The organism is Mesorhizobium sp. Cs1299R1N1, assembly GCF_037179655.1.
Classification (GTDB): Bacteria; Pseudomonadota; Alphaproteobacteria; order Rhizobiales; family Rhizobiaceae; genus Mesorhizobium; species Mesorhizobium salmacidum.
The window spans coordinates 124,941-147,239 of record NZ_JAPYKR010000005.1 but is presented as its reverse complement, the minus strand read 5'-3'; the positions used below and the strand labels follow the sequence as shown (position 1 = coordinate 147,239).

Annotated in this window: 19 protein-coding genes; 10 read left to right on the top strand and 9 right to left on the bottom strand. The window is 62.3% G+C overall.

The annotated features are described in order from the left end of the window. Positions 1–27 precede the first annotated feature (27 nt). Complete coding sequence (locus O7A70_RS12790; RefSeq protein WP_337140874.1) at positions 28–411, top strand: hypothetical protein; 384 nt, start codon at positions 28–30, stop codon at positions 409–411. Between the two features lie 10 nt (positions 412–421). Here O7A70_RS12790 and aat read toward each other — a convergent pair whose 3' ends face one another. The 7 genes from aat to O7A70_RS12755 all read right to left on the bottom strand — a co-directional run bounded on the left by aat (position 422) and on the right by O7A70_RS12755 (position 6,223). Next, positions 422–1,039, bottom strand: a complete 618-nt coding sequence (gene aat / locus O7A70_RS12785) for a leucyl/phenylalanyl-tRNA--protein transferase (protein ID WP_337140655.1) — start codon at positions 1,037–1,039, stop codon at positions 422–424. Between the two features lie 26 nt (positions 1,040–1,065). Further along, positions 1,066–2,409: an acetyl-CoA carboxylase biotin carboxylase subunit gene (gene accC, locus O7A70_RS12780; RefSeq protein WP_015318039.1), complete on the bottom strand. Its 1,344-nt coding sequence runs from the start codon at positions 2,407–2,409 to the stop codon at positions 1,066–1,068. Positions 2,410–2,419: 10 nt separating this feature from the next. Continuing rightward, the gene (gene accB / locus O7A70_RS12775) at positions 2,420–2,881 is read right to left on the bottom strand and encodes an acetyl-CoA carboxylase biotin carboxyl carrier protein (protein ID WP_337140654.1); all 462 of its coding nucleotides are present in this window, start codon (positions 2,879–2,881) and stop codon (positions 2,420–2,422) included. Between the two features lie 26 nt (positions 2,882–2,907). Further along, positions 2,908–3,342 carry a type II 3-dehydroquinate dehydratase gene (gene aroQ, locus O7A70_RS12770; RefSeq protein WP_337140653.1) on the bottom strand — a complete coding sequence of 145 codons (435 nt, stop codon included), beginning with the start codon at positions 3,340–3,342 and terminating at the stop codon, positions 2,908–2,910. Positions 3,343–3,487: 145 nt separating this feature from the next. Next, the gene (locus O7A70_RS12765) at positions 3,488–4,309 is read right to left on the bottom strand and encodes a DsbA family protein (protein ID WP_337140652.1); all 822 of its coding nucleotides are present in this window, start codon (positions 4,307–4,309) and stop codon (positions 3,488–3,490) included. Between the two features lie 63 nt (positions 4,310–4,372). After that, a complete protein-coding gene (locus tag O7A70_RS12760) occupies positions 4,373–5,764 on the bottom strand; it encodes a M48 family metalloprotease (protein ID WP_337140651.1) in 1,392 nt (463 codons plus the stop codon). A gap of 90 nt (positions 5,765–5,854) precedes the next feature. Then, positions 5,855–6,223, bottom strand: coding sequence for a YybH family protein (locus tag O7A70_RS12755; protein ID WP_337140650.1), 369 nt, complete (start codon positions 6,221–6,223; stop codon positions 5,855–5,857). Between the two features lie 140 nt (positions 6,224–6,363). On the opposite strand from O7A70_RS12755, the gene O7A70_RS12750 reads away from it, so the two are divergent. Both O7A70_RS12750 and O7A70_RS12745 read left to right on the top strand, forming a co-directional pair. Continuing rightward, entirely contained in the window at positions 6,364–7,512 is a 1,149-nt protein-coding gene (locus O7A70_RS12750; protein ID WP_337140649.1) for a pyridoxal phosphate-dependent aminotransferase, read from the top strand. Between the two features lie 4 nt (positions 7,513–7,516). Continuing rightward, entirely contained in the window at positions 7,517–8,443 is a 927-nt protein-coding gene (locus O7A70_RS12745; protein ID WP_140508812.1) for a glutaminase, read from the top strand. Positions 8,444–8,540: 97 nt separating this feature from the next. On the opposite strand, the gene O7A70_RS12740 is transcribed toward O7A70_RS12745, so the two are convergent. After that, positions 8,541–11,498 (bottom strand): Rne/Rng family ribonuclease, encoded by a 2,958-nt coding sequence (locus O7A70_RS12740; protein WP_337140648.1) that lies wholly within the window; start codon positions 11,496–11,498, stop codon positions 8,541–8,543. A 653-nt stretch (positions 11,499–12,151) separates the two neighbouring features. Here O7A70_RS12740 and O7A70_RS12735 point away from each other — a divergent pair. The 7 genes from O7A70_RS12735 (at position 12,152) to O7A70_RS12705 (ending at position 20,453) form a co-directional block, all read left to right on the top strand. Then, positions 12,152–13,414, top strand: a complete 1,263-nt coding sequence (locus O7A70_RS12735; RefSeq protein WP_337140647.1) for an N-acetylmuramoyl-L-alanine amidase — start codon at positions 12,152–12,154, stop codon at positions 13,412–13,414. A 214-nt stretch (positions 13,415–13,628) separates the two neighbouring features. Beyond that, the gene (locus O7A70_RS12730; protein ID WP_337140646.1) at positions 13,629–16,073 is read left to right on the top strand and encodes a penicillin-binding protein 1A; all 2,445 of its coding nucleotides are present in this window, start codon (positions 13,629–13,631) and stop codon (positions 16,071–16,073) included. Between the two features lie 123 nt (positions 16,074–16,196). Beyond that, positions 16,197–17,328, top strand: a protein-coding gene (prfB, locus tag O7A70_RS12725) for a peptide chain release factor 2 (RefSeq protein WP_140508819.1) whose coding sequence is annotated in 2 segments (ribosomal slippage) — positions 16,197–16,262 and positions 16,264–17,328 — 1,131 coding nt in all. Because the reading frame shifts where the segments join, the coding sequence is not laid out codon by codon here. 601 nt (positions 17,329–17,929) lie between these two features. Continuing rightward, positions 17,930–18,307, top strand: a complete 378-nt coding sequence (locus tag O7A70_RS12720) for a hypothetical protein (RefSeq protein ID WP_027146856.1) — start codon at positions 17,930–17,932, stop codon at positions 18,305–18,307. Between the two features lie 116 nt (positions 18,308–18,423). After that, positions 18,424–18,792, top strand: coding sequence for a GFA family protein (locus O7A70_RS12715; protein ID WP_337140873.1), 369 nt, complete (start codon positions 18,424–18,426; stop codon positions 18,790–18,792). A 152-nt stretch (positions 18,793–18,944) separates the two neighbouring features. Continuing rightward, positions 18,945–19,595 (top strand): OmpA family protein, encoded by a 651-nt coding sequence (locus O7A70_RS12710; RefSeq protein WP_224643740.1) that lies wholly within the window; start codon positions 18,945–18,947, stop codon positions 19,593–19,595. 252 nt (positions 19,596–19,847) lie between these two features. After that, the gene (locus O7A70_RS12705; protein ID WP_337107194.1) at positions 19,848–20,453 is read left to right on the top strand and encodes a hypothetical protein; all 606 of its coding nucleotides are present in this window, start codon (positions 19,848–19,850) and stop codon (positions 20,451–20,453) included. 159 nt (positions 20,454–20,612) lie between these two features. On the opposite strand, the gene O7A70_RS12700 is transcribed toward O7A70_RS12705, so the two are convergent. Next, a complete protein-coding gene (locus tag O7A70_RS12700) occupies positions 20,613–22,190 on the bottom strand; it encodes a DEAD/DEAH box helicase (RefSeq protein WP_337140645.1) in 1,578 nt (525 codons plus the stop codon). Between the last annotated feature and the right edge of the window lie 109 nt (positions 22,191–22,299).

Here is a 22,299-nt window from a genome sequence, read left to right as displayed (position 1 = left end):
ATCACCACGCGCGTGGAGGACACGCCAATGTCGGACAGCAAGCGGATCATGGCCAACAAGGCCGAGTTGCTGGAACTCGAAAAAGGGTTCTGGACCGGTGACGCTGCCTATTATGCTGCGAATGTCGACACCGAATGCCTTGTGGCGTTTCCGCAGATGGCACAGGCGATGGACAATGCCGATCTGGCCAAGACCGCAACCAGACCCAACCGCTGGCGCGACCTCGACATCGAGCTCAAGGGAATAATCGAACCCGGTAGCGATATCGTCATGCTGACTTACGAAGCGCACGCGACGAGGGAAAATGGCGAGCCCTATGCAGCGCTGGTCAGCACCGGCTACGTCCATCGCGCCAACGGCTGGAAGATGATGTTCCATGCGCAGACGCCGCTCGCGGCTTCGCCCAAGTAGGCCGTGATCACTACGGAAAAAAGACCGCTTCACCTTTCAGCGCGTCGGCCAGCATCTTTTCGTATTTGCCGCGCGGCACGTCGACGGCGCCGAAGCGCTTGAGGTGTTCGGTGGTGAACTGCGTATCGAGCAGTGCGAAGCCCCGAGCCTTCAGGCGCTCGACGAGATGCACCAGGCAGGTCTTCGACGCGTCCGTCTCCTTGGAAAACATGCTTTCGCCGAAAAACACCCGCCCCAGCGAGACTCCATAGAGCCCGCCAACCAGACGCCCCTCGCGCCAGGCCTCGACCGAATGGCAGTGCCCCATACGGTGCAACTGCACGTAGGCCTCGCGGATCGGCGCATTGATCCAGGTCGAGCGGCGCTCTTCGCGCTTCTCGGCACAACCGTCGATCGTCGCCTCGAAATCGAAGTCGAAACGAATTTCGAATGCGTGCTTGCGGATGGTCTTCTTCAGGCTTCTGGGTGTGTGAAAATCTGCGAGCGGGATGATGCCGCGCGTCTCCGGCCGCACCCAGAAGACCTCCGGATCACCAGCACTCTCGGCCATCGGAAAGACGCCCGAGGCGTATGCCTTGAGCAGAAGGTCGGTGGGAATGCGATAGCCTGGCGCGTACGGTCGGGTCATCGCGTCATCATAGCGCTAAGTTGGGGCTATTCGCCCTTGGCCAGATATTTTTCCAGCCAATGGATGTCGTAGTCGCCATTGGCAATGTCGGCATTACCGACGAGATCGCGAAACAGCGGCAATGTCGTTTTGATCCCGTCGACGACGAATTCATCGAGCGCCCGCCGCAGCCGCATCATGCATTCGACGCGGTTGCGTCCATGCACGATCAGCTTGCCGATCAGGCTGTCATAGTAGGGCGGGATCTTGTAGCCGGAATAGACACCGGAATCGACGCGGATGCCGAGGCCGCCGGGCGTGTGGAAATGGGTGATCGTGCCGGGCGAGGGGGTGAAGGTGCGAGGATCCTCGGCGTTGATACGGCATTCGATGGCGTGGCCGTTGAACTTGATGTCTTCCTGCTTGACCGAAAGGCCGCCGCCGGAAGCGACGCGGATCTGTTCGTGGACCAGATCGATGCCGGTGATCGCTTCCGTCACCGGATGCTCGACCTGGAGGCGCGTATTCATTTCGATGAAATAGAACTCGCCATTCTCGTACAGGAACTCGATGGTGCCGGCGCCCGAATAGCCGAGATCGGCAATCGCCTTGGCGCAGATGCCGCCGATGCGCGACCGTTCCTCGGCGTTGAGCGCCGGCGAATTGGCCTCCTCCCAGACTTTCTGGTGGCGCCGTTGCAACGAACAGTCGCGCTCGCCGAAATGCACGCCGCCGCCAAACCCGTCGCCGAACACCTGCACCTCGATGTGGCGCGGTTTCTCCAGATATTTCTCGATGTAGACCGCGTCGTCGCCGAAGGCCGCGCCCGCTTCCGAGCGCGCCGTCTGCAGGGCGATTTCGAGGTCTGCCTCGGTATGCGCCACCTTCATGCCGCGTCCGCCGCCGCCGGCCGACGCCTTGATGATGACGGGATAGCCGATCTCGGCGGCGATGCGCCTGGCTTCCTTTTCTTCGGTCACCGCGCCATCGGAGCCGGGCACCACCGGAATGCCGAGGCGCTTTGCCGTGCGCTTGGCCTCGATCTTGTCGCCCATGATGCGGATATGGTCGCCGGACGGGCCGATGAAGGTGATGTTGTGCGCCGCCAGGATGTCGGCGAACTTGGCGTTCTCCGACAGGAAGCCGTAGCCCGGATGCACGGCGTCGGCGCCGGTGATCTCGCACGCCGCGACGATCTGGTGAATGTTGAGATAGCTGTCGCGCGACGGCGGCGGACCGATGCACACGCTTTCGTCGGCGAGCCTGACATGCATGGCGTCAGCGTCGGCGGTTGAATGCACCACCACGGTCTGTATGCCGAGTTCCTTGCAGGCGCGCAGCACCCGGAGCGCGATTTCGCCGCGATTGGCGATGAGGATCTTCTGGAACATCAGGTCCGCTCTATTCGATCACGACGAGCGGCATGCCGTATTCGACCGGCGCCGCGTCCTCGAACAGGATCGCCGTGACAGTGCCGGCGCGTGGCGAGGGGATCTGGTTCATTGTCTTCATCGCCTCGATGATCAGCAGCGTCTGGCCTTCCTTGACCTTCTGGCCGATCTCGATGAACGGCTTTGCGTCCGGCGACGGCGCCAGGTAGGCGGTGCCGACCATGGGCGAAGGGACGGCGTTCTTCGACACGTCGACAGTCGCCGGGGCAGCCGCCGTTGCAGATTGGGCGGCCGCTGCCGGCGCATAGGCCGGTTGTGGTGCGGCGATCGCATGGACGGTGGGCGCCTGCCGTGACACCCGAACCTTCAGGTCACCGAGTTCAACCTCGATCTCGGTCAGGTTGGTGTCGTTCAGTATGCCCGCCAGATCGCGGATCAGTTGCTGGTCAACACCGGTCTTCTTTATCGACATTTTCGAGCCTTCTGTTTGTTGGCCGGTCATAGGCGTGCGGCCAGCGCTTGCAGCGCCAGCGTGTAGCCGAGCGGCCCAAAGCCACAGATCATGCCGACAGCGACCGGCGCGACCATGGAGACGTGGCGGAACGGTTCCCGCGCGTGGATGTTGGAAAGGTGAACTTCGGCGACCGGCAGCGGCGCGATCGAGCGGATGGCGTCGTGGATGGCAATCGAGGTATGGCTATAGGCGCCTGGGTTGATGACGATGCCGGCGGCCTTGTCGCCGGCTTCCTGGATCCAGTCGACAAGATCCCCTTCATGGTTCGACTGGCGGAAATCGACCTCGATCCCAAGCGATTTGCCTGCCTGCTTGCAGTCGTCCGCGATGGCCGCGAGCGTTTTGCCGCCATAGATGCCCGGCTCGCGCTTGCCGAGCGCGTTGAGATTGGGACCGTTCAGGACGAAAACCGTTTTCAAGAAAGCCGACCTTTTCCGGCGCCGGCGTCAAGCCGGCGCGCTGGGCCTCTATACCGGGCATAGTCGCCCGCGGAAAGAGCGCAAGTGCGTTCTTTCACTGTCCACAACAGGCCGAAATGCGCCCGTGAAGAAAACCGCTCGCCGGTCAAAGCGCGGCTTTCGCCGCCTTGATCTTTTCGGCGAGCACTTCCTGCCCGAGCGCCCCGAACACGACCTCGTTGCCGACGACGTAGGAAGGGGTTCCGGTGATCTGCAGCTTGTTGGCAAGATCGTAGGTCTTGGAGAAGGCCTCGGGGATCGACGCGTCCTTCATCTTCTCGCGCAGCGTCGCCTCGTCGGCGCCGAGCGAAAGCGCGATCTTGATCGCTGTTGCCTCGGTTGCGCGCCCCTGGCCGCCGAGCAGCGCATTGTGGAACTCGCCGTACTTCTCCGGCATCATCAGGTGGAACGCCATCGAAACGACGCTGGCCTTCTGCGAATCCGGGCCGAGGATCGGGAATTCCTTGAGCACGAAACGCAGATCCGGATCGGACTTGGTCAGGGCCCGCATGTCCTCGATGGCGCGTTTGCAGAAGCCGCAATTGTAGTCGTAGAACTCCACGATCGTGGCCTTGCCGTTCGGGTTGCCGACGACGCCGTCGAAGGTGGAGTTGAAGATCTGGTCCTTGGCGTTCTTGATGACGCCGAGCGCCGCGAGCCGCTGTTCCTCCTTCTGCTTGGCCTCGAGTGCGTCCTGCACTTCGAGCAGCACTTCCGGATTCTTCAGGAGATAGTCGCGGATGATTGCCTCGACCTCGGTGCGGTCGATTTTGGTATCGGCCCCGGCCGTCTGGACAGGCTGTGCCGTCTGGACAGGCTGAGCCGTTCCGGCCTTCGCAATTTGCGGACTGCCGGCCACGAAACCGAAAGCCAGCATGGCAAGGGCGACCGCAACCCCCGTGGTGCCCAGCAGCAGTGCCTTTTTCATCGTTCTCGTTCCTTCTGCCTGTTTTCCGGTCTGTCGCAGCACGCGGCCGGAGGGTTCATGAGATTACTGGCTCTTGCCTGATGATTTGTAGTTTATGATGTCCTGGGCGCGTATCCAGCGTGGCTCGCCGCGCTTCATCTGCTGTTGCGCCCGCATGGCGAAGATCTTCGCATCCTTGTAGTCGCCGGAATAGAAATGGCCTTCGGCGGTGGCAAGCTCGGCGCCCGGTATGTCTCCCAGCTCGCCGTAAGCCTGTGCCAGATAACGATAGCCGGTGGAATTTTCCTTGTCGCGCCCCAGGCCATTGTTGATCTGCACGACAGCTTTCTTGAGCGAGTCGGGCGTGCCGACCGCCATCAGCGCCTGGCCAAGCGAGACAGGCAGCAGGCCGGACCGTGCCGGATCGAGGCTGACCGCCTTGGCGTAGGCGTCGGCCGCATCCTTGGGCTTGTTCGCTTTCATCAATATATCGCCGCGCAGCTCCTGGAAGTAGGCATTCTTGGGCTGCGCCTTGATCAGGGCGTTGGTCTTGGTAAGCGCCTCGGCGAGATTGCCGTAGAGATAGGTCGACTGGGCATCGCCATAGAGCGCCGCCATGCTGCCCCGCATCTTTTGCATCAGCCGCGCCGCGGCGGCCTGGCCTTCCATGTAGACGGCAATCTTCACCCGCATCATGTCGTGGCGCTGCTGCAGCGTCGGCGGGTCGAGCTTGTCGACATTGGGCTGCTTGACCAGCACTTCGAGGTTGGCGATGCGGTCCTGCGGCATGGGATGGCTGATCCGGTAGGGATCGACCTGCGCGCCCGACAGCGACAGCGCTGTCTGGAAGCGGTGGAAGGTCTTCAGCATGCCCATGCCGGACTGGCCGGTGGCGTTGAGATAGGTGATGGCCGAGCGGTCGGCCGTGATTTCCTCGGTGCGCTGATAGGCGAGGATGCTGCGCTGCGCCATCTCGCCGCCGCCAGCCGCCACTCCCATGCCGGCGCCGGCAAGGCCGCGGCTGTTGGTGGTCGCACCGGCAACCATGGCGCCGGCACCGAGCAAGGTGGCGATGATGGCCATGGTCTTGGCGCGTTCGAGCTGTTCGCGCAGTTTCTGCTGGTGGCCGCCGGCGATATGGCCTGCTTCGTGCGCGATGACGCCGATGATTTCGTTCGGCGTCTCAGCCGTCATCAGCGCGCCGGTGTTGATGAACAGCCGGCGCCCGGTGACGAAGGCGTTGAAGCTGGAATCGTTGACCAGCACGATGTCGATGCCGTCATTCGCGAGCCCGGCCGCCTTGAAGATCGGCCGTGCATAATCGCGCACCAGAGCTTCGATCTCGGCGTCGCGTACGACTGGCACGCCCTGAGCGAAGGCGGCCACCGAACCGGCCACGGCAACTGCGACGGCAAGCGAAATCGTCGCGAAGACACGCGCCGCGTTGGCAATCGTCAATCTGGGTCGGCTCAACATGATCTGGGTCGGCTCAACATAATGTGTCCACTGGTAGACGAGCGGGCGAAAAATGAAAAGTCGGCACCGGAAAAAGTAGGCAGCGGCTGACTATCGGCAAGGGACTATGGACGGTTGATCGATCACCCAAAGCCAAGTCCCGTCACCTTGCCGGCGTGCAATTTCCGCAGTCACCGTGCCATTGGGAAGGTGCGTTGAAGTGAGCGCCAAATCCCCATTGACGATGGCGGGGCGCTGATCTCCGAGATCAAACTTTCGTCCTGCGGCTACCAGCGTGGCGTAAAAGCTGCGGATAGCTTCTCTACCGCAGGCTAGCTGTCCGCCTCCGACATCAAGGACGGCATCGGGTTCGTAAAGAGCAGCCATTCCCTCGGCATCTCCAGCTTGCTCTCGAGAAACCAACAGCCGCGCCAGATCCTGAGGATCGCGTACCAGCTTGCGACTTGCTCCATTATTCATCGGCAACTCCTCCGATGGAAAAAAAATTCAAACTGAGCACTGTCAAAACTTCCTCAACTTGTGATCCTCACATCAATCGGGCATTTGTGCGGCGCATGCGTCAGGACCTGGCGCGCTCAATCCTCGGGACAGGGGTAAAAATGGTCGTTTCGCTCTCCCATCGCGGCAATGTCGAGCCGTTCCATGCCATGGATATACTGGCCGAAGCGAACCGGCTGAAGGCCCTGGGCATAACGGTAATTTCCATGGCGGTTGGCCAGCCATCCGATCCAGCCCCTGTACGGGTTCGCGCCGCCGCGGCCAAGGCGCTGGAGGAGGGACGCATAGGCTATACCGACACCTTGGGTCTGGCCTCGCTGCGCAAGGCGATCGCCGGGCACTACGCGGATCATTATGGCCTCGATGTCGAACCCGGCCGGATAGCGGTGACCACCGGATCGTCGGCGGCCTTCAATCTCGCCTTCCTGGCGATGTTCGATCCAGGCGATCGGGTCGCCATCGCCGCTCCCGGCTACCCCGCCTATCGCAACATCATGGCAGCCCTCGGCATCGACGTGGTCGAAATCGAGCTCGGTGACGCGGCTTATCTGCATGCCGGCCATCTGGAGGCCGCGCATCGCGAGAAGCCGCTGAAGGGCGTGCTGTTTGCAAGTCCGGCCAATCCGACCGGCGCCGTCATACCGGCGGACGAACTGGCGACCCTGGTCACCACGGCGGAGTCGCTCGGCATCGCCGTCATTTCCGATGAGATCTATCATCGGCTGGCCTATGGCGCCCCCGACACCACCGCACTCGCCTTTAGCAACAGCGTGACGGTGATCAACTCTTTCTCGAAATACTACTGCATGACTGGCTGGCGCATCGGCTGGATGGTGTTGCCGGACGAACTCGTGCGCCCCGTCGAGCGCATCGGCCAGAGCCTCTACATCTCGCCGCCGGAGCTGTCGCAGATCGCGGCGATCGAGGCCTTTGCCGCAACCGAGGAATTGGAGGCGGTAAAACGGCGCTATGCCTGGAATCGCGAGCTCTTGATGAAGCGTCTCCCGGAGCTGGGGTTTCCCCTGGCGGCGCCCATGGATGGCGCCTTCTATGCCTTTTGCGATGTCACCCGGCACAGCAATGACAGCATGGCCTTTGCCCGCAAGATGCTGGCCGAGGCGCATGTGGCGGCGACGCCCGGCCGCGACTTCGACACCCGGGCGGGGCACCGCACGATGCGGTTTTCCTATGCCGGCAGCCACGACGACATGGTCGAGGCGATGGCGCGCATCGAACGCTGGTTGAGGTAGCGCCATGCCGCTCGAACAGGCGTTGGCGGAAGTCGCGGCGGAAATGGCTGAACGCACCGATCGCGGCGATGTCGCGACCTATATTCCCCAACTGGGCAAGGTCGATCCGAAGAAATTCGGCATCGCGGCCGTCACCAATGACGGCCGCACGCTGGTGGCCGGCGATGCCGACCAGGCTTTTTCGATCCAGAGCATCTCGAAGGTGTTCACCCTGACGCTGGCGCTCGGCAATGTCGGCGACGCGCTGTGGAAGCGGGTGGGGCGCGAGCCCTCCGGCAACCCGTTCAACTCGATTGTCCAGCTCGAGCACGAGAACGGCATTCCGCGCAACCCGTTCATCAATGCAGGCGCCATCGTCATTTCCGACATCCTGCTTGCAGGCCACCAGCCGCGCGAGGCGATCGGCGAGATCCTGCGCTTCATCCAATTCCTCTGCGACGACGAGACAATCATCATCGACCGCGAGGTCGCGGCGTCGGAACGCGCCACCGGCTACCGCAACTTTGCACTCGCCAACTACATGAAATCTTTCGGCAATCTCCATCATGCGCCGGAACTGGCGCTGGGTGTCTATTTCCACCATTGCGCCATCGCCATGAGCTGCCGGCAACTGGCGATGGCCGGCCGCTTCCTCGCCAATGGCGGCAAGAACCCGGCAACCGGTCATTCCGTGGTGTCGGCGGAGCGGGCGCGGCGCATCGGCGCCATGATGCTGACCTGCGGCCACTATGACGGCTCCGGCGATTTCGCCTTCCGCGTCGGTATTCCCGGCAAGAGCGGCGTCGGCGGCGGCATATTGGGTATTGTGCCGGGTGTCGCTTCGCTCGCGGTCTGGTCGCCCGGCCTCAACGCCAACGGCAATTCCAAGCTGGGTTCGCTCGCGCTGGAAAAGCTCGCCAGGATGATGAACTGGTCGATCTTCGCGCCATAAGGATCACGACTCTGCCGGATATGAAAAATCCCGCGCCGTTCGTTTCGATCGGCGCGAGATTCTTTTGTTAGAAAATCAATTCAAACATTTGAAAAGCTTAGAAAAAGCCTTTCCGCTGCCACCAGCCGGCACGCTTCGGCTTTTCTTCGGTCTTGGCTTCCGGCTCATCGGCGACGGTCGAGGAAACCACCGGCACGACAGGCGTATCGGCGGCTGCCGCCTTGCGGCGTGATGGCCGGGCTTTCGGTGTCTCTCCGGCGACCGCCGCCTCGTCCGATGCCGTGGCTGGCGTTTCGGAGAGTGCCTGGACGGCCACTTCCGCGGTCGGCTCCTCGGCGACGGCCTCGGCTGCTGCCTTCTTCGGCTTGGCTGCGCGGCGTGGCTTCTTGGGCTTCTCGGTGCTTGGCACCTCGTCGCTGACTGGAGCCGCCAGTTCTTCGACGGCAGCGGCAGCCACCGGCTCGATCGACACGGGCTCGCTCAGGGAAGCGTCAGCTTCGGCAGACTCAGTCGTTTCGCCTGCCGCCGCCTCGGTCTCGCCTTCACCGTCTTCGCGACGATTGCGCTTGCCGCCGCGTTTGCCGCGCCGGCGCTTCTTGCCTTGGCCATCGTCGGATGCCTCCGCCGTTTCGACGGTCTCGCTTGCGGCGACCGCAGCCTCGTCGTCTGCCTCGGCATCGTCATGGTCCGCCGCGCCTTCCGACGCGGTGAAGCCGTCATCCGACGTGGAGAGGGACGCGCCGTCCGTCGGGGCGCCATGCTCGCGTTCGCGATCCTTGCCGCCGCGCCGCCTGCGACGCTTGCGGCGCTTGCGGTCGCGGCCTTCGCCTTCCTCGCCGGATCTTGGCTGCTGATGCTGCGACGGCTGGGCGTGCCGTGGTTGCTCGGCCTGTACCGGTGCTTCGTCATCTTCCTCGACAACGACAATCTCGTCCTCTGGCTCTTCCGGCTCGACATAGGCCGGCAGGCTGCGCGCCTCGACGAAGCCTTCCGGCTTTTCGGCCAGCGCGCCGCGGAAGATCGCGTAGTGCTGGGCACCGACCGCATCGTCGGCCTCGATGGTGACGGTCAGGCCGAAGCGGCTTTCCAGTTCCACCAGCGTGCCGCGCTTGTGGTTAAGCACGTAGAGCGCGGTCGCGGCCGGCGTGCGCACCGTGATGTGGCTGCGCGAATCCTTGAGCAGGAACTCCTCGATCGCCCGTACCACCATCAGCGCCACCGACGAATCGGAGCGCACATGGCCGGTGCCGCCGCAATGCGGGCACGGCTTCATGGTCGATTCCAGCACGCTGGCGCGGATGCGCTGACGCGACATCTCCATCAAGCCGAAATGCGAGATGCGGCCGACCTGGATGCGGGCGCGGTCGTTCTTGAGGTGATCCTTCAGCCGCTTTTCGACGGAGCGGTTGTTGCGGTTCTCCTCCATATCGATGAAGTCGATGACGATCAGGCCGGCAAGATCGCGCAGCCGGAGCTGGCGGGCGACTTCCTCGGCCGCTTCCAGATTGGTGTGGAGCGCGGTGTCCTCGATCGAGTGCTCCTTGGTGGAGCGTCCCGAATTGACGTCGATGGCGACCAGCGCTTCGGTCTGGTTGATGATGATGTAGCCGCCGCTCTTCAGCGTCACTTGCGGCTGCAGCATGCGGTCGAGCTGCGCCTCGATACCGTTGCGCACGAAGATAGGCGTCGTGTCGCGGAACGGCTGAACCACCTTGGCGTGGCTCGGCATTAGCATGCGCATGAAGTCCTTGGCTTCGCGATAGCCCTCTTCGCCGGAAACCAGGATCTCATCGATATCCTTGTTGTAGAGATCGCGCACCGAGCGCTTGATCAGGCTGCCTTCCTCATAGACGAGGGCAGGGGCCGTGGACTGGAGCGTGAGACTGCGCACGTTCTCCCACAGCCGCATCAGATATTCATAGTCGCGCTTGATCTCGGCCTTGGTGCGGCTCTCGCCGGCGGTGCGCAGGATGACGCCCATGCCTTGCGGCACTTCGAGATCGGCAACGACTTCCTTGAGGCGCTTGCGGTCGACCGCGCTGGTGATCTTGCGCGAAATTCCGCCGCCGCGCGCTGTGTTCGGCATCAACACCGAATAGCGGCCGGCAAGCGACAGGTAGGTGGTGAGCGCCGCGCCCTTGTTGCCACGCTCCTCCTTGACGACCTGCACCAGCAGGATCTGCCGGCGCTTGATCACTTCCTGGATCTTGTACTGGCGGCGCACCGGCTTGCGGCGATTGCGCACTTCCTCGAGCGCGTCCTCGGCGCCGACCGATTCGATCTCATGATCGTCTGGATGGGAAGAGGATACCTCCTCGAGCATCCCACGATCATTGTCGGAGGAAGTGGCTTCGCTGCCCTGTTCCGCCTGCGGCACGGGCTCGGAAATCACATCGCCTTCGACGGAGGCGGCGATCGACTTGGGGCCGCCCTCGCTGGCCTCGCTTTCATCCTGTTCGGAAGAACCCCCGTCATGTTCGGGTGCACCGTCATGTTCGGATGCGCCGGCGTCTTCCGAGGCATCTGACACGTATTCCGCGGTCCCTGAAACGTCGGACATGTCCTCGGTTACGGCATCCGGGCCATTGTCGTTGTTTTCGTCTGTTTCGCCGGCGGCTTCGTTTGCCTCGCCGGAATCGGCCGTGCCGGCATCGCGTCTGTTTTCACCACGGTCGCGGGTCTTGCCGCCGCGCCGGCGACCGCGCCGTCCACGATCCCGGCTCTGGCGATCGTCGCCTTCGCCGTCCTCGTTCTCCTCGTCCTCGGCCTCCTGCGCTTCCGCGCGCAGCAGTGCCTGACGGTCGGCGACCGGAATCTGGTAGTAATCGGGGTGTATTTCACTGAAGGCGAGAAAACCGTGACGGTTGCCGCCATATTCGACAAAGGCTGCCTGAAGGGAGGGTTCGACGCGCGTTACGCGGGCGAGGTAAATGTTTCCTTTGAGCTGCTTCTTGTCCTGGGATTCAAAGTCGAATTCTTCGATACGGTTACCGCGTACGACGACTACGCGTGTTTCCTCCGGGTGGGAGGCGTCTATCAGCATTTTGTTGGGCATTATTTCGTTTCCCCCCGGCAGCCGTCAGCCGCAGCTGGCGGGGCAAAGCCCGCTGCTGTGTGTCTGGATGAGAGTGGGTGCCGGATAATTGAACGTCCGCCGGACGCTGCCTGCGTGTCATGGCGGTGCCGCCCGCAGCCATATTGGCGCGGTTTGATGCGGACCTTTCCATGATTGCGCTTGAAGCCATCGTCACCAGCAGAACCTTTTGAACCAAAGCCCGGAAACCGGACCAGCTTGTTTGCTCATACAGAGCCGGCGCGGGAACAAACCCGGCCGTTTTCCTCACGCAGGCGATTCCCCCGCCACGGGAGCACACCTGCGAAATTCGTCGCAATCACCTGAAGCCTTTTCGCGTGAAGCGAAAGGAGCCGCCTTTCATCTGACCCTGTAGCAGGAAGCTGCGGAGGAGGGCGGTTCCAGGATTGCAGTGATCCACCATCGCTTTTATGATTTGGCGGGTTGGAAGGCAACCCCGATTTCCGATGCCGGCAAAAAGCAGTTCCGTTGCGTAAGCCTGGTTCCGATCCTTGCGTGAAAAGGCTTGGTTAACCTTCTCTGGATACCAATCGTTAATCGAGTTCGCGGCCTAACCGGCACTTTGACGAAACGAGCCAGCGCCTGGCGCCAAAGCGGGAGCGACTAGAAGAGAGATGGGACTGGCGGACTTCACAGACAAGGGATGTCGTGTTGGCGGCCAGATTCTCCGTGCCTTCTGTCTCGTGTTGCTGGTGGTGTTTTCGTCCGCCTTTTCCACGATTGCCAGTGCCGCCGACGCGCCGCTTGTGGCGAAGGGCTACAAAATGGCCGGCGATGCCACCAAGATGCGCATCGTCATGGATTTCGATCGCGAGCCTGACATCAAATGGTTCCTGCTGCGCGGACCCAACCGCCTTGTCATCGATCTTGCGAACACCCGATTTGCCATCGATGCCAAGGATTTGAAGCCGCGTGGCCTGGTCAAGGGCGTGCGGCTCGGCGAACTCGGCGAGGGCGTTTCGCGACTGATCCTGACAGGCAAGGGACCGTTCGCCGTCGACAAGCTCGATGTGCTCAGGAACGAGGACGGAACCGGCTACCGCATTGCCATCGACATGTCGGCGGCCTCCGAACGTGAGTTTGACGCCGCCCTTGCCAATCAGGCGCTGACCACCGGCTCCACGGTTTCGACCGATAAAGGCGGCCGGGTCGGCACGGGACCTGTCTCCAATCCCGGCCACAGGTTCACCGTCGTCATCGACCCCGGCCATGGCGGCGTGGACGGCGGCGCCGAAGGCCTGAACGGCACCATCGAGAAGAACGTCACGCTCGCCTTTGCCACCGAGCTGCGCGACAAGCTCGCGGCCGTCGGCAAATACGATGTCTTCATGACCCGTGATACCGATGAATATCTGCGCCTGGACGACCGCGTCCGCATTGCCCGCCAGCATGAGGCCGATCTGCTTATTTCGATCCATGCCGACACGATCAGCGTCAAGGGCATCCGCGGCGCCACTGTCTATACGGTCTCCGACAAGGCTTCCGACCCTCAAGCACAGGCGCTTGCCGACCGTGAAAACCTGTCGGACCAGTTCGCCGGCATGGTCATCAAGGACGACAACAAGGAAGTGACCGACATCCTGATCGACCTGATCCGCCGGGAGACGCACAATTTCTCCATGAGTTTTGCCCACACCTTGGTCGGTCAGCTCTCGACCAGCGTCGGCCTTATCAACAATCCGCAGCGTTCGGCCGGCTTCAAGGTCCTGAAGGCCCCGGACGTGCCCTCCGTGCTGGTCGAGCTCGGCTATCTCTCCAACGCCAAGGACGAGGCGCAACTGCTCGACACCGAGTGGCGCGGCAAGGCAGCGCAAAGCATCACCAACGCCGTCGCGTTGTTCGCTTCCGCCCGTGCCGGGGCTGGAACCGGAGGTTGACAATGCCCGGCAGCGCCTGCAACCAGAGGCGGCGTTGCGAGATGACAACACCCGCTGCTTTTATTTCCGGCTTGCGGCCGCGAAACGCGGCCCTGCCGTATTTTGTCCACATGATGGCGACATGGGTTTTCGATTGCGGGTTGGGACCGGCTCGAAAGCTTGCGTGGAAGGCGGCTTCGTTTAGGAAATTCCCGAACCAAGGACTGGAGCGGGTATGATTCGTCTCATTGGCTATTTCTTCGGCATCGGCACGACGCTGGCCCTCCTGGCCGCGGCGGGCGTTGCCCTTTACATCGGCCATGTGGCAAAGGATCTGCCAGACTACGAAGTGCTGGCCAAGTACGAGCCTCCGGTGACCACCCGTATCCACGCCTCGGATGGCGCGCTGATGGCGGAGTATGCACGGGAACGGCGCTTGTATTTGCCGATCCAGGCCATCCCGGATCGCGTCAAGGCGGCCTTCCTGTCCGCGGAGGACAAGAACTTCTACAGCCACCCTGGTGTCGACATAACGGGGTTGGGCAGAGCGGTGATGACTTACGTTTCGGGTGGCCCCATGCAGGGCGGCTCGACGATCACCCAACAGGTTGCCAAGAACTTCCTGCTGACGAACGAGCGCTCCCTGGAACGCAAGGTCAAGGAAGCCATCCTTTCGTTCCGCATCGAGCAGGCCTATTCCAAGGATCGTATCCTCGAGCTCTATCTCAATGAGATCTTCTTCGGCTTCAATGCCTATGGCGTTGCCGGTGCCGCACTGACCTACTTCGATAAATCGGTGAACGAACTGACCGTGGCCGAGGCCGCTTATCTGGCATCGCTCCCGAAAGGTCCGGCCAACTACAATCCCTTCAAACACGCCGACCGGGCAATTGAACGGCGAAACTGGGTGATCGGCCAGATGGTCGAAAACGGTTACGTGACGCCCGAAGAGGGGGCGAAGGCGAAGGCCGAGCCGCTTGGCGTTGCTCCGCGCCGCACCGGCTCCTACCTTTTCGCCGGCGAGTATTTCACGGAAGAGGTTCGTCGGCAGATCATCGCCCGCTACGGCGAGAACGCCCTCTATGAGGGCGGGCTGTCGATTCGCACCACCCTTGACCCGAAGGTCCAGCTCATTGCCCGCAAGGCGATGCAGAATGGATTGATGAAATACGATACTTTGCGCGGCTATCGCGGGCCGGTGAAGACGATCGACGTCTCCGGCGACTGGGGTGTGCCATTGGGTGCCGTCAAGGGACTGGAAGACGTTCCCGAGTGGTCGCTGGCCGTCGTGCTCGACAGTTCGGCGTCCGGGCTGTCGATCGGCCTGCAGCCCGCACGCCAGGCGTCGGGCGATATCGTGAAGGAACGCGTCGAAGGCACCGTCAGCAAGGAAGACATGGGCTTTGCCATGCGCCATGTGGTCGACGGCAAGACAGTCAAGGCCAGGTCGCCGGCCGACGTGCTGAAGCCGGGCGACGTCATCTTCGTCCAGAAGAACGATGGTTCCGACAATGCCTACAGCTTGCGCCAGGTTCCCGAGGTGGCAGGCGGCCTGATCGCGATGGATCCGCACACCGGCCGCGTGCTGGCCATGGTCGGCGGTTTCTCTTATTCGCAGTCGGAATTCAACCGCGCCACCCAGGCGATGCGCCAGCCAGGCTCTTCGTTCAAGCCGATCGTCTATTCGGCCGCGCTCGACAATGGCTATACCCCGGCCTCGGTGATCATGGATGGTCCGATCACCATCCAGAGCGGCAACACCACCTGGACGCCGAAGAACTATGACGGCACGGTCGCCGGCCCGGCAACGCTGCGTTCCGGCATCGAGAAGTCGCGCAACCTTATGACGGTGCGGCTTGCCAATGACATGGGCATGAAGCTGGTCGTCGAATATGCCGAGCGCTTCGGCGTCTATGATCATCTGGCGCCATACCTGCCGATGGCGCTGGGTTCGGGCGAGACGACCGTCATGCGCATGGTTTCGGCCTATTCGATCATGGCCAATGGCGGCAAGTCGATCAAACCGACGCTGATCGACCGCATCCAGGACCGCTACGGCAAGACGGTGTTCAAGCAGGATGAGCGTGGCTGCGAAGGCTGCAACGCGCCTGAATGGAAAAACCAGCCGGAGCCGGAACTGGTCGACAATTCCGAGCAGGTGCTCGATCCGATGACCGCCTACCAGATCACCTCGATGATGGAAGGTGTCGTCCAGCGCGGCACCGGCGCCACCATCGGCGAGCTTGGCCGCCACATCGCCGGCAAGACCGGCACCACCAACGACGAGAAGGACGCCTGGTTCATCGGCTATACGCCGAACCTCGTGGTTGGTCTCTACATGGGCTACGACACGCCGCGCGGCCTTGGCCATGGCGCCACCGGCGGCGGCCTTGCCGCCCCGATCTTCAAGGATTTCATGCGCGTGGCGCTGGACGGCACGCCCAATGTCGACTTCAAGGTGCCCGACGGCATGAATCTGATCGCCATCAACCGCAAGACCGGCATGCGCGCCTCCTCGGGCGATCCCGGCACCATCATCGAGGCCTTCAAGCCTGGCACCGGCCCCGCCGACAGCTACTGGGTGATCGGCATGGGCGCCGATGGCTCCAACGCTTCCGGCGGCGCACTGTCGCCGCAGGCCAACCAGGCCATCCAGGACGGCGGCGGCGGCCTTTACTGACGAATTCAAACGTCCGAATGGGCCAGCCTGAGGCTGGCCCATTTCGCTTTACACATGGCGGCACCGTCCCTATGTATCGCGCCGACCGAAGCGTCATTCAGCAACAGGACAAAATATCAGGCCATGCGCGCGGAAACGCAGAATATTGTCGATGAGATCAGGCAGGCGATTACCCTGCTGAGGAGGCATCTTTGACTGGGATCAGGCCATAAAGCGGCTTGAATACCTGAACGTGCGCGCCGAGGACGCAAGCCTCTGGAACGAACCGCTGGAAGCGCAGAAGCTGATGCGCGAACGCCAGGGCCTCGAGGAAGGCATCGCGGCGGTCAAGGGCCTGACCCAGGCGCTGGAAGACAATATCGGCCTGATCGAGCTTGGCGAGGAAGAGGGCGACGAAGGCGTCATCGCCGAGGCCGAGGCCGCGATCCGCTCGATGCAGGGCGAGGCAAAGGCCCGCCAGGTCGAGACGTTGCTCTCGGGCGAGGCCGACGCCAACGACACCTATCTCGAAATCCATGCCGGCGCCGGCGGTACCGAAAGCCAGGACTGGGCCTCGATGCTGTTGCGCATGTACACGCGCTGGGCCGAGCGCCGCCGCTTCAAGGTCGAGGTGCTGGAAGTGCATGACGGCGAAGAGGCCGGCATCAAGTCCGCCACCTTGCTGATCAAGGGTCACAATGCCTATGGCTGGATGAAGACCGAATCCGGCGTCCACCGCCTGGTGCGCATCTCACCCTATGACAGCAATGCGCGCCGTCATACGTCCTTCTCCAGCGTGTGGGTCTATCCTGTCGTCGACGACAGGATAGAGATCGATGTCTCCGAATCCGACGTGCGCATCGATACCTATCGTTCGTCTGGCTCGGGCGGCCAGCACGTCAACACCACCGATTCGGCCGTGCGCATCACCCATATCGCCACCGGCATCGCGGTCGCCTGCCAGGCCGAACGCTCGCAGCACAAGAACAAGGCCAAGGCTTGGGAAATGCTGCGCTCGCGACTCTACGAGGAAGAGCTTAAGAAGCGCGAAGCGGTCGCCAACGCGACCGAGGCGTCGAAGAGCGATATCGGCTGGGGCCACCAGATCCGTTCCTACGTGCTGCAGCCCTATCAGTTGGTGAAGGATCTGCGCACCGGCGTCGAAAGCACCAACCCGTCCAGCGTGCTCGATGGCGACCTCGACGACTTCATGGAAGCCTCGCTGTCGCAACGCATCGAGGGCGGCGCGGGCGAAGTGGTAGCCGACCTGGATTAGGCTGCTCATGCGGGCGAGGACCGCGAGCTCGTCGCAAAAGCGGACGTATCGCCGTGCGGTGAGCGGTTGACCACACGCTCCCGCCGGTGCCAGCAACAAGCGCGCCGGCCATCGCAAGGTTTCTGATTCGGCGTATTGCTCTCGTACGGGAAGAGGGTCTTTTCCTGTCCCCAAAACGGGCGCGTCGCATGTTTGCCGTTCATCCGGCTGCCCACATCTTCCGGGCTGCGGGGCGGCTGGTTCTCCATCGCGGACGATCTGCGGCAATGTCATCGGCAATCAAGAGCATGTGATTGTGCGCATCTGACGATCGGCCGGCTGGAACCACTCCGGATCAATCCCGTTGTTTGCATGCCCCGCCTGCCGGGAACAAACCTGGCCTGAATCTCGTCAGCGGTAGCAGTATGTCATGCGCGTGCGCCCATATCCGGGCGCTGCGGCTTCTTGCGCCGACCAAGGAATCAGCCCAGCATCCAAGCGCTGGGAGACAAAAAGCATTTATGGCCGGACGCGGCATATCTGCGACTGACGATCCGGCCACTGGGAAGAAACGTTCCGGGAACGGGCAGGCGAAATGCTTGACGCTCGAAAGGAACGTCCTATGTCCGCTGCCACGCCCAGATCGGCCCGAGCCGTTCAACCGGTCGGCCGACTCATGTTTTCCCTGTTCGCCGTCGGCGTGATCGCGATGTTCGCGCCAGCTGCCTTTGCTCATGACGCCAAGCCCACGGCGGCAAAGCCGCAGGGTTGGAGCTATCCATTCGCCTGCTGCGCCAACTATGACTGTCGTGCCACGCATACCGGCGAGGTGCTGGAGAAACCCGAGGGCTACGTGATCGCCGGCACCGGCGAGGTGGTTCCCATGACGGACAAGCGCATCAAGGACAGCCCTGACGGCGAGTTTCACTGGTGCGCTCATCAGGCCGGTCTCGATGCCGGCAAGACAATATGCCTGTTCGTGCCGCCGCGCTCTTTTTGATGCTGCGCCGGCGGCCAACGCCATTCGGCAGACGCGTCTGCTGACGGACGGTTGTCAGGATCGCTTCTTTATGGTGCCTTGCCGCTTGGGCGACGGACAATGGAGAGGTGATGTTCATGGCCATCAAGGGAAGCTGCCACTGCAAGGCGACGATATTCGAGGTGTCGGAGGCGCCGCGGACGGTGACACAATGCACCTGTTCGTTCTGCTCGAAACGCGGCTCGCTCTGGGCCTATTACACCCCGTCGCAGTTCAAGCTCATCACGCCGCTGAAGAACGTTTCCTTCTACCAATGGGGCTCGAAGACCGTAAAGCATGGTTTTTGCGCAACCTGCGGCTGCGGCACCTTCACCGAAACGCCGGACTGGTCGACCGGCGAGCCGGATTTTGACAATCCGAAGATCAGCGTCAACTCGCGGCTGTTCGATGACTTCGACCTCGACAGGGTCGAAGTGGTGGTCATTGACGGCAAGAATCTCTGGTAGCCCGCCAAGGTGCTTCGATGCGCAACGGACCCGGGGGAAAAGCCGCGACGGCCACTTTTCCCGTTCCGTTTTTCGCCGCATTTCATGGTACAAGTCGCGACAAGGGCTGATTTGGCGCCATCGTAAGGCGTGACTTGGAGAGGGACCATCCTATGAAGAAGACCGTGCTCGTCGTTATGGCGACGGCTCTGCTCGTGACCGCGTGCACCACCACCGATCCGTATACGGGCGACCAGAAGATTTCCAACACGGCCGCGGGGGCGGGTCTTGGCGCTCTGGCAGGCGCCAGCCTTGGTCTGCTTGCCGGCGGCAATGACCGCCGCAATGCGCTGATCGGCGCCGGCATCGGCGCGCTGGCAGGCGGCGCCATCGGCGCCACCATGGACCAGAACGAGGCTGAATTGCGCCGGCAGCTCGAGGGCACCGGCGTCAGTGTCACCCGTAGCGGCGACCAGATCATCCTCAACATGCCGTCCGACATCACCTTCAACACCGACCAGGACGCGGTGAAGCCCGGCTTCTACCAGGTGCTGAATTCGGTGGCGCTGGTGCTGAAGAGGTTCAAGCAGACCACGGTCGACGTTTTCGGCCATACCGATTCGACCGGTGGCGACCAGCACAATTTCGATCTGTCGCAGCGCCGTGCGCTGGCGGTCGCGAATTATCTGTCCGGCCAGGGCGTCGATCAGCGCCGCTTCGCCGTCACCGGATTTGGCAAGACGCGGCCCGTCGCCTCCAATGCCACGGCCGAGGGCCGGGCCCAGAACCGACGCGTCGAGATCCAGCTGTCGCCGCTCACCTGAGCGGAATCGCGTCTCATGCGAAAAACGGCCCCCATCGGGGGCCGTTTTTTTATCCAGGCGTATTTTGGCGCCCGGTTTCATGACGGCGGTCAAATAAAATTAGCAATATCTAATAAGTGCTTTTCCGCAGCCGTGGAAAGGATTAGCATCGACGCTGTTCCAGAGGGGATGGGGCGGTTTAATCGGCCGCGCAATCAACATCTTTGCCGCCTCGGTCTTGCACGGCCAGATCATGAAATCTGGGAGGAATGCATGACAAGAACAGCCAGTCTTGGGCGCTGCGGCGTCCTCGCTTTGACAAGCATTGTAAGTGCATGGTTAGGCCTCGCCACGGCTCATGCCGAGGACGCCAACAAGGCCGACATCGACGCGTTGAAGAAATCGCTCGCCAAATATCAGGACTACACCGCCGCCGTCCGCGATCTCTACCTGTCGACAGTCGGCTGCGTCTATTACAGTGGAGAAAAGATACCCGGCTCCATGGATTATCCGAAGGGCGCCATGGGCATCCATTTCGTCAACGTTCCAAGTGTCGGCCAGAAACTAGATCCGATGCATCCCAATGTATTGATCTACGAACCAACGAAAAAAGGCCTGCATTTGGTTGGGGTGGAGTGGCTGGTGCCGCTGACCCCGGACGTCAAGGAGCCACCAAAGCTGTTTGGTCAAACCTTCATGGGCCCGATGGAGGGGCACTACCCCCTGATCCCGAAGGAGTTCGTCCACTACGATCTTCACGCCTGGCTCGATGACAATCCGAACGGCATGTTCAGTCCGACGAATCCGAAGGTGAAATGCGACAAGGCCGAGTTTCCGATGCTGGAGAAACCGACCAAGATGATGCCCGGACCGATGTGACCTGGAGCGGACCAGCGTCCAATAGAATTGCTGAACCGCGCCAATGCTTCGTTTCCACGCAATTCCGGACGGAAAAGCGCCAGGCGGCTTTTCCTCGAATTGCTCTTGGCGGCAGGGCAAAAAAGGAGGCAAGCCGGGTAGCCGGCTTGCTGGCTGGAATCAGACCTTGGCGACGATGCGCATGAAGGCCGGCATGTCGTCGCCGAAGCCGACGGTGGTGTCGTTGTCTTCCTGATGGTGGCGGGCAGGGCGGTTGTTACTGCGCTGCGGCCTGGTGTCACCACGCTCGGGTGCGCGCGGCTCATTGCGGTCGGATGATTTGCGTTCGGTGTTTTCCGAACGGATTGCATCCTTGCGCGTGCGCCGTTCGACAATATCGGCCGTCTCGGCCACATCGGGCTGCGGTTGAGCAACCGCGGTCGCGGCATCTTCCTCGCTGTGTCCGCCGCGACGCTCGCCGCCCTTCTTGCGTCCGCCCCTGTCGCTGCGGTCCTCGTCCTTGCGGCCGGCGCGGCGCGGCGCGCCTTTGCCGCGGCGCGGAGCATCGTCCTCGCCTTCGCTGGCAACCACCGTCGACAGGTCGCCGTCATGCCACTCGATCTTGGTGCCGATCAGCCGTTCGATGGCGTCGATATATTTGGTGTCGGACTTGGTGGCGATGGTGAAGGACTTGCCCGAGCGCCCGGCGCGGCCTGTGCGGCCGATGCGGTGGACATAGTCCTCGGCATGGATCGGCACGTCGTAGTTGAAGACATGGCTGACATCGGGAATGTCGAGGCCGCGCGCGGCGACATCCGAGGCGACGAGATAGCGCAGCTTGCCGTCGCGGAAATTGGCCAGCATCTGCATGCGCGCGCGCTGGTCCATGTCGCCATGCAGCGCACCGGCGTCGAAATCATATTTCAGCAGCGAGCGGAACAGCTCCGAAACCTCGATCTTGCGATTGCAGAAGATGATCGCGTTCTTCAGCTCCGCGTCCTCGGCCTTGATCAGGTTGCGCAGCGTTTCGCGCTTGTCCCAAGGCTTCGAACCCGATTTGACCAGCCGCTGGATGATGTTGGTGGCCGCCGACGCGGCCTTGGAGACCTCGACGCGCACCGGCGCATGCAGGAATTTTTCCGTCAGCTTGGTGATCTCTGGCGGCATGGTCGCCGAGAAGAACAGCGTCTGCCGGGTGAACGGGATCATCTCGCAGATGCGCTCGATGTCGGGAATGAAACCCATGTCGAGCATGCGGTCGGCCTCGTCGATGACCAGGATCTCGACACCGTTGAGGAGCAGCTTGCCGCGCTCGCGGTGGTCGAGCAGACGGCCTGGCGTAGCGATCAGCACGTCGGCGCCGCGCTCCAGCTTCTTGTCCTGCTCGTCGAACGACACGCCGCCGATCAGCAGCGCGATGTTGAGCTTGTGGTTCTTGCCGTATTTGACGAAGTTTTCTTCGACCTGCGCGGCAAGCTCACGCGTCGGCTCCAGGATCAGCGTGCGCGGCATGCGGGCGCGGGCGCGGCCCTTTTCGAGCCGGGTCAGCATCGGCAGCACGAAGGAGGCGGTCTTGCCGGTGCCGGTCTGGGCAATGCCCAGCACGTCCTTGCCGAGCAAGGCGTGCGGGATCGCGCCAGCCTGGATCGGGGTCGGCTGGGTGTAGCCGGCATCGGTGACTGCGGAAAGCACCTTCGGCGATAGGCCGAGGTCTGAAAAGGTCAACGCTTCTTGAGCGATCGTCGTGTCTGAGGACAAGTGTTGCTGTCTTTGGCTGGTTCGGGGAAGCGCAACGTCATTCGTCGCGGCAAGCGCCACGCGCCTGCAAGATTGGTATTGCGATTAGGCGCAAGCCCACGATTTGTCA

Excerpts from the sequence above, each read along its gene's own strand:
- O7A70_RS12790 (WP_337140874.1), top strand. The coding sequence starts at position 28 with ATGTCGGACAGCAAGCGGATCATGGCCAACAAGGCCGAGTTGCTGGAA.
- aat (WP_337140655.1), bottom strand. The coding sequence starts at position 1,039 with ATGACCCGACCGTACGCGCCAGGCTATCGCATTCCCACCGACCTTCTG.
- accC (WP_015318039.1), bottom strand. The coding sequence starts at position 2,409 with ATGTTCCAGAAGATCCTCATCGCCAATCGCGGCGAAATCGCGCTCCGG.
- accB (WP_337140654.1), bottom strand. The coding sequence starts at position 2,881 with ATGTCGATAAAGAAGACCGGTGTTGACCAGCAACTGATCCGCGATCTG.
- O7A70_RS12765 (WP_337140652.1), bottom strand. The coding sequence starts at position 4,309 with ATGAAAAAGGCACTGCTGCTGGGCACCACGGGGGTTGCGGTCGCCCTT.
- O7A70_RS12760 (WP_337140651.1), bottom strand. The coding sequence starts at position 5,764 with ATGTTGAGCCGACCCAGATTGACGATTGCCAACGCGGCGCGTGTCTTC.
- O7A70_RS12755 (WP_337140650.1), bottom strand. The coding sequence starts at position 6,223 with ATGAATAATGGAGCAAGTCGCAAGCTGGTACGCGATCCTCAGGATCTG.
- O7A70_RS12750 (WP_337140649.1), top strand. The coding sequence starts at position 6,364 with ATGGTCGTTTCGCTCTCCCATCGCGGCAATGTCGAGCCGTTCCATGCC.
- O7A70_RS12745 (WP_140508812.1), top strand. The coding sequence starts at position 7,517 with ATGCCGCTCGAACAGGCGTTGGCGGAAGTCGCGGCGGAAATGGCTGAA.
- O7A70_RS12740 (WP_337140648.1), bottom strand. The coding sequence starts at position 11,498 with ATGCCCAACAAAATGCTGATAGACGCCTCCCACCCGGAGGAAACACGC.
- O7A70_RS12735 (WP_337140647.1), top strand. The coding sequence starts at position 12,152 with ATGGGACTGGCGGACTTCACAGACAAGGGATGTCGTGTTGGCGGCCAG.
- O7A70_RS12730 (WP_337140646.1), top strand. The coding sequence starts at position 13,629 with ATGATTCGTCTCATTGGCTATTTCTTCGGCATCGGCACGACGCTGGCC.
- O7A70_RS12720 (WP_027146856.1), top strand. The coding sequence starts at position 17,930 with ATGTCCGCTGCCACGCCCAGATCGGCCCGAGCCGTTCAACCGGTCGGC.
- O7A70_RS12715 (WP_337140873.1), top strand. The coding sequence starts at position 18,424 with ATGGCCATCAAGGGAAGCTGCCACTGCAAGGCGACGATATTCGAGGTG.
- O7A70_RS12710 (WP_224643740.1), top strand. The coding sequence starts at position 18,945 with ATGAAGAAGACCGTGCTCGTCGTTATGGCGACGGCTCTGCTCGTGACC.
- O7A70_RS12705 (WP_337107194.1), top strand. The coding sequence starts at position 19,848 with ATGACAAGAACAGCCAGTCTTGGGCGCTGCGGCGTCCTCGCTTTGACA.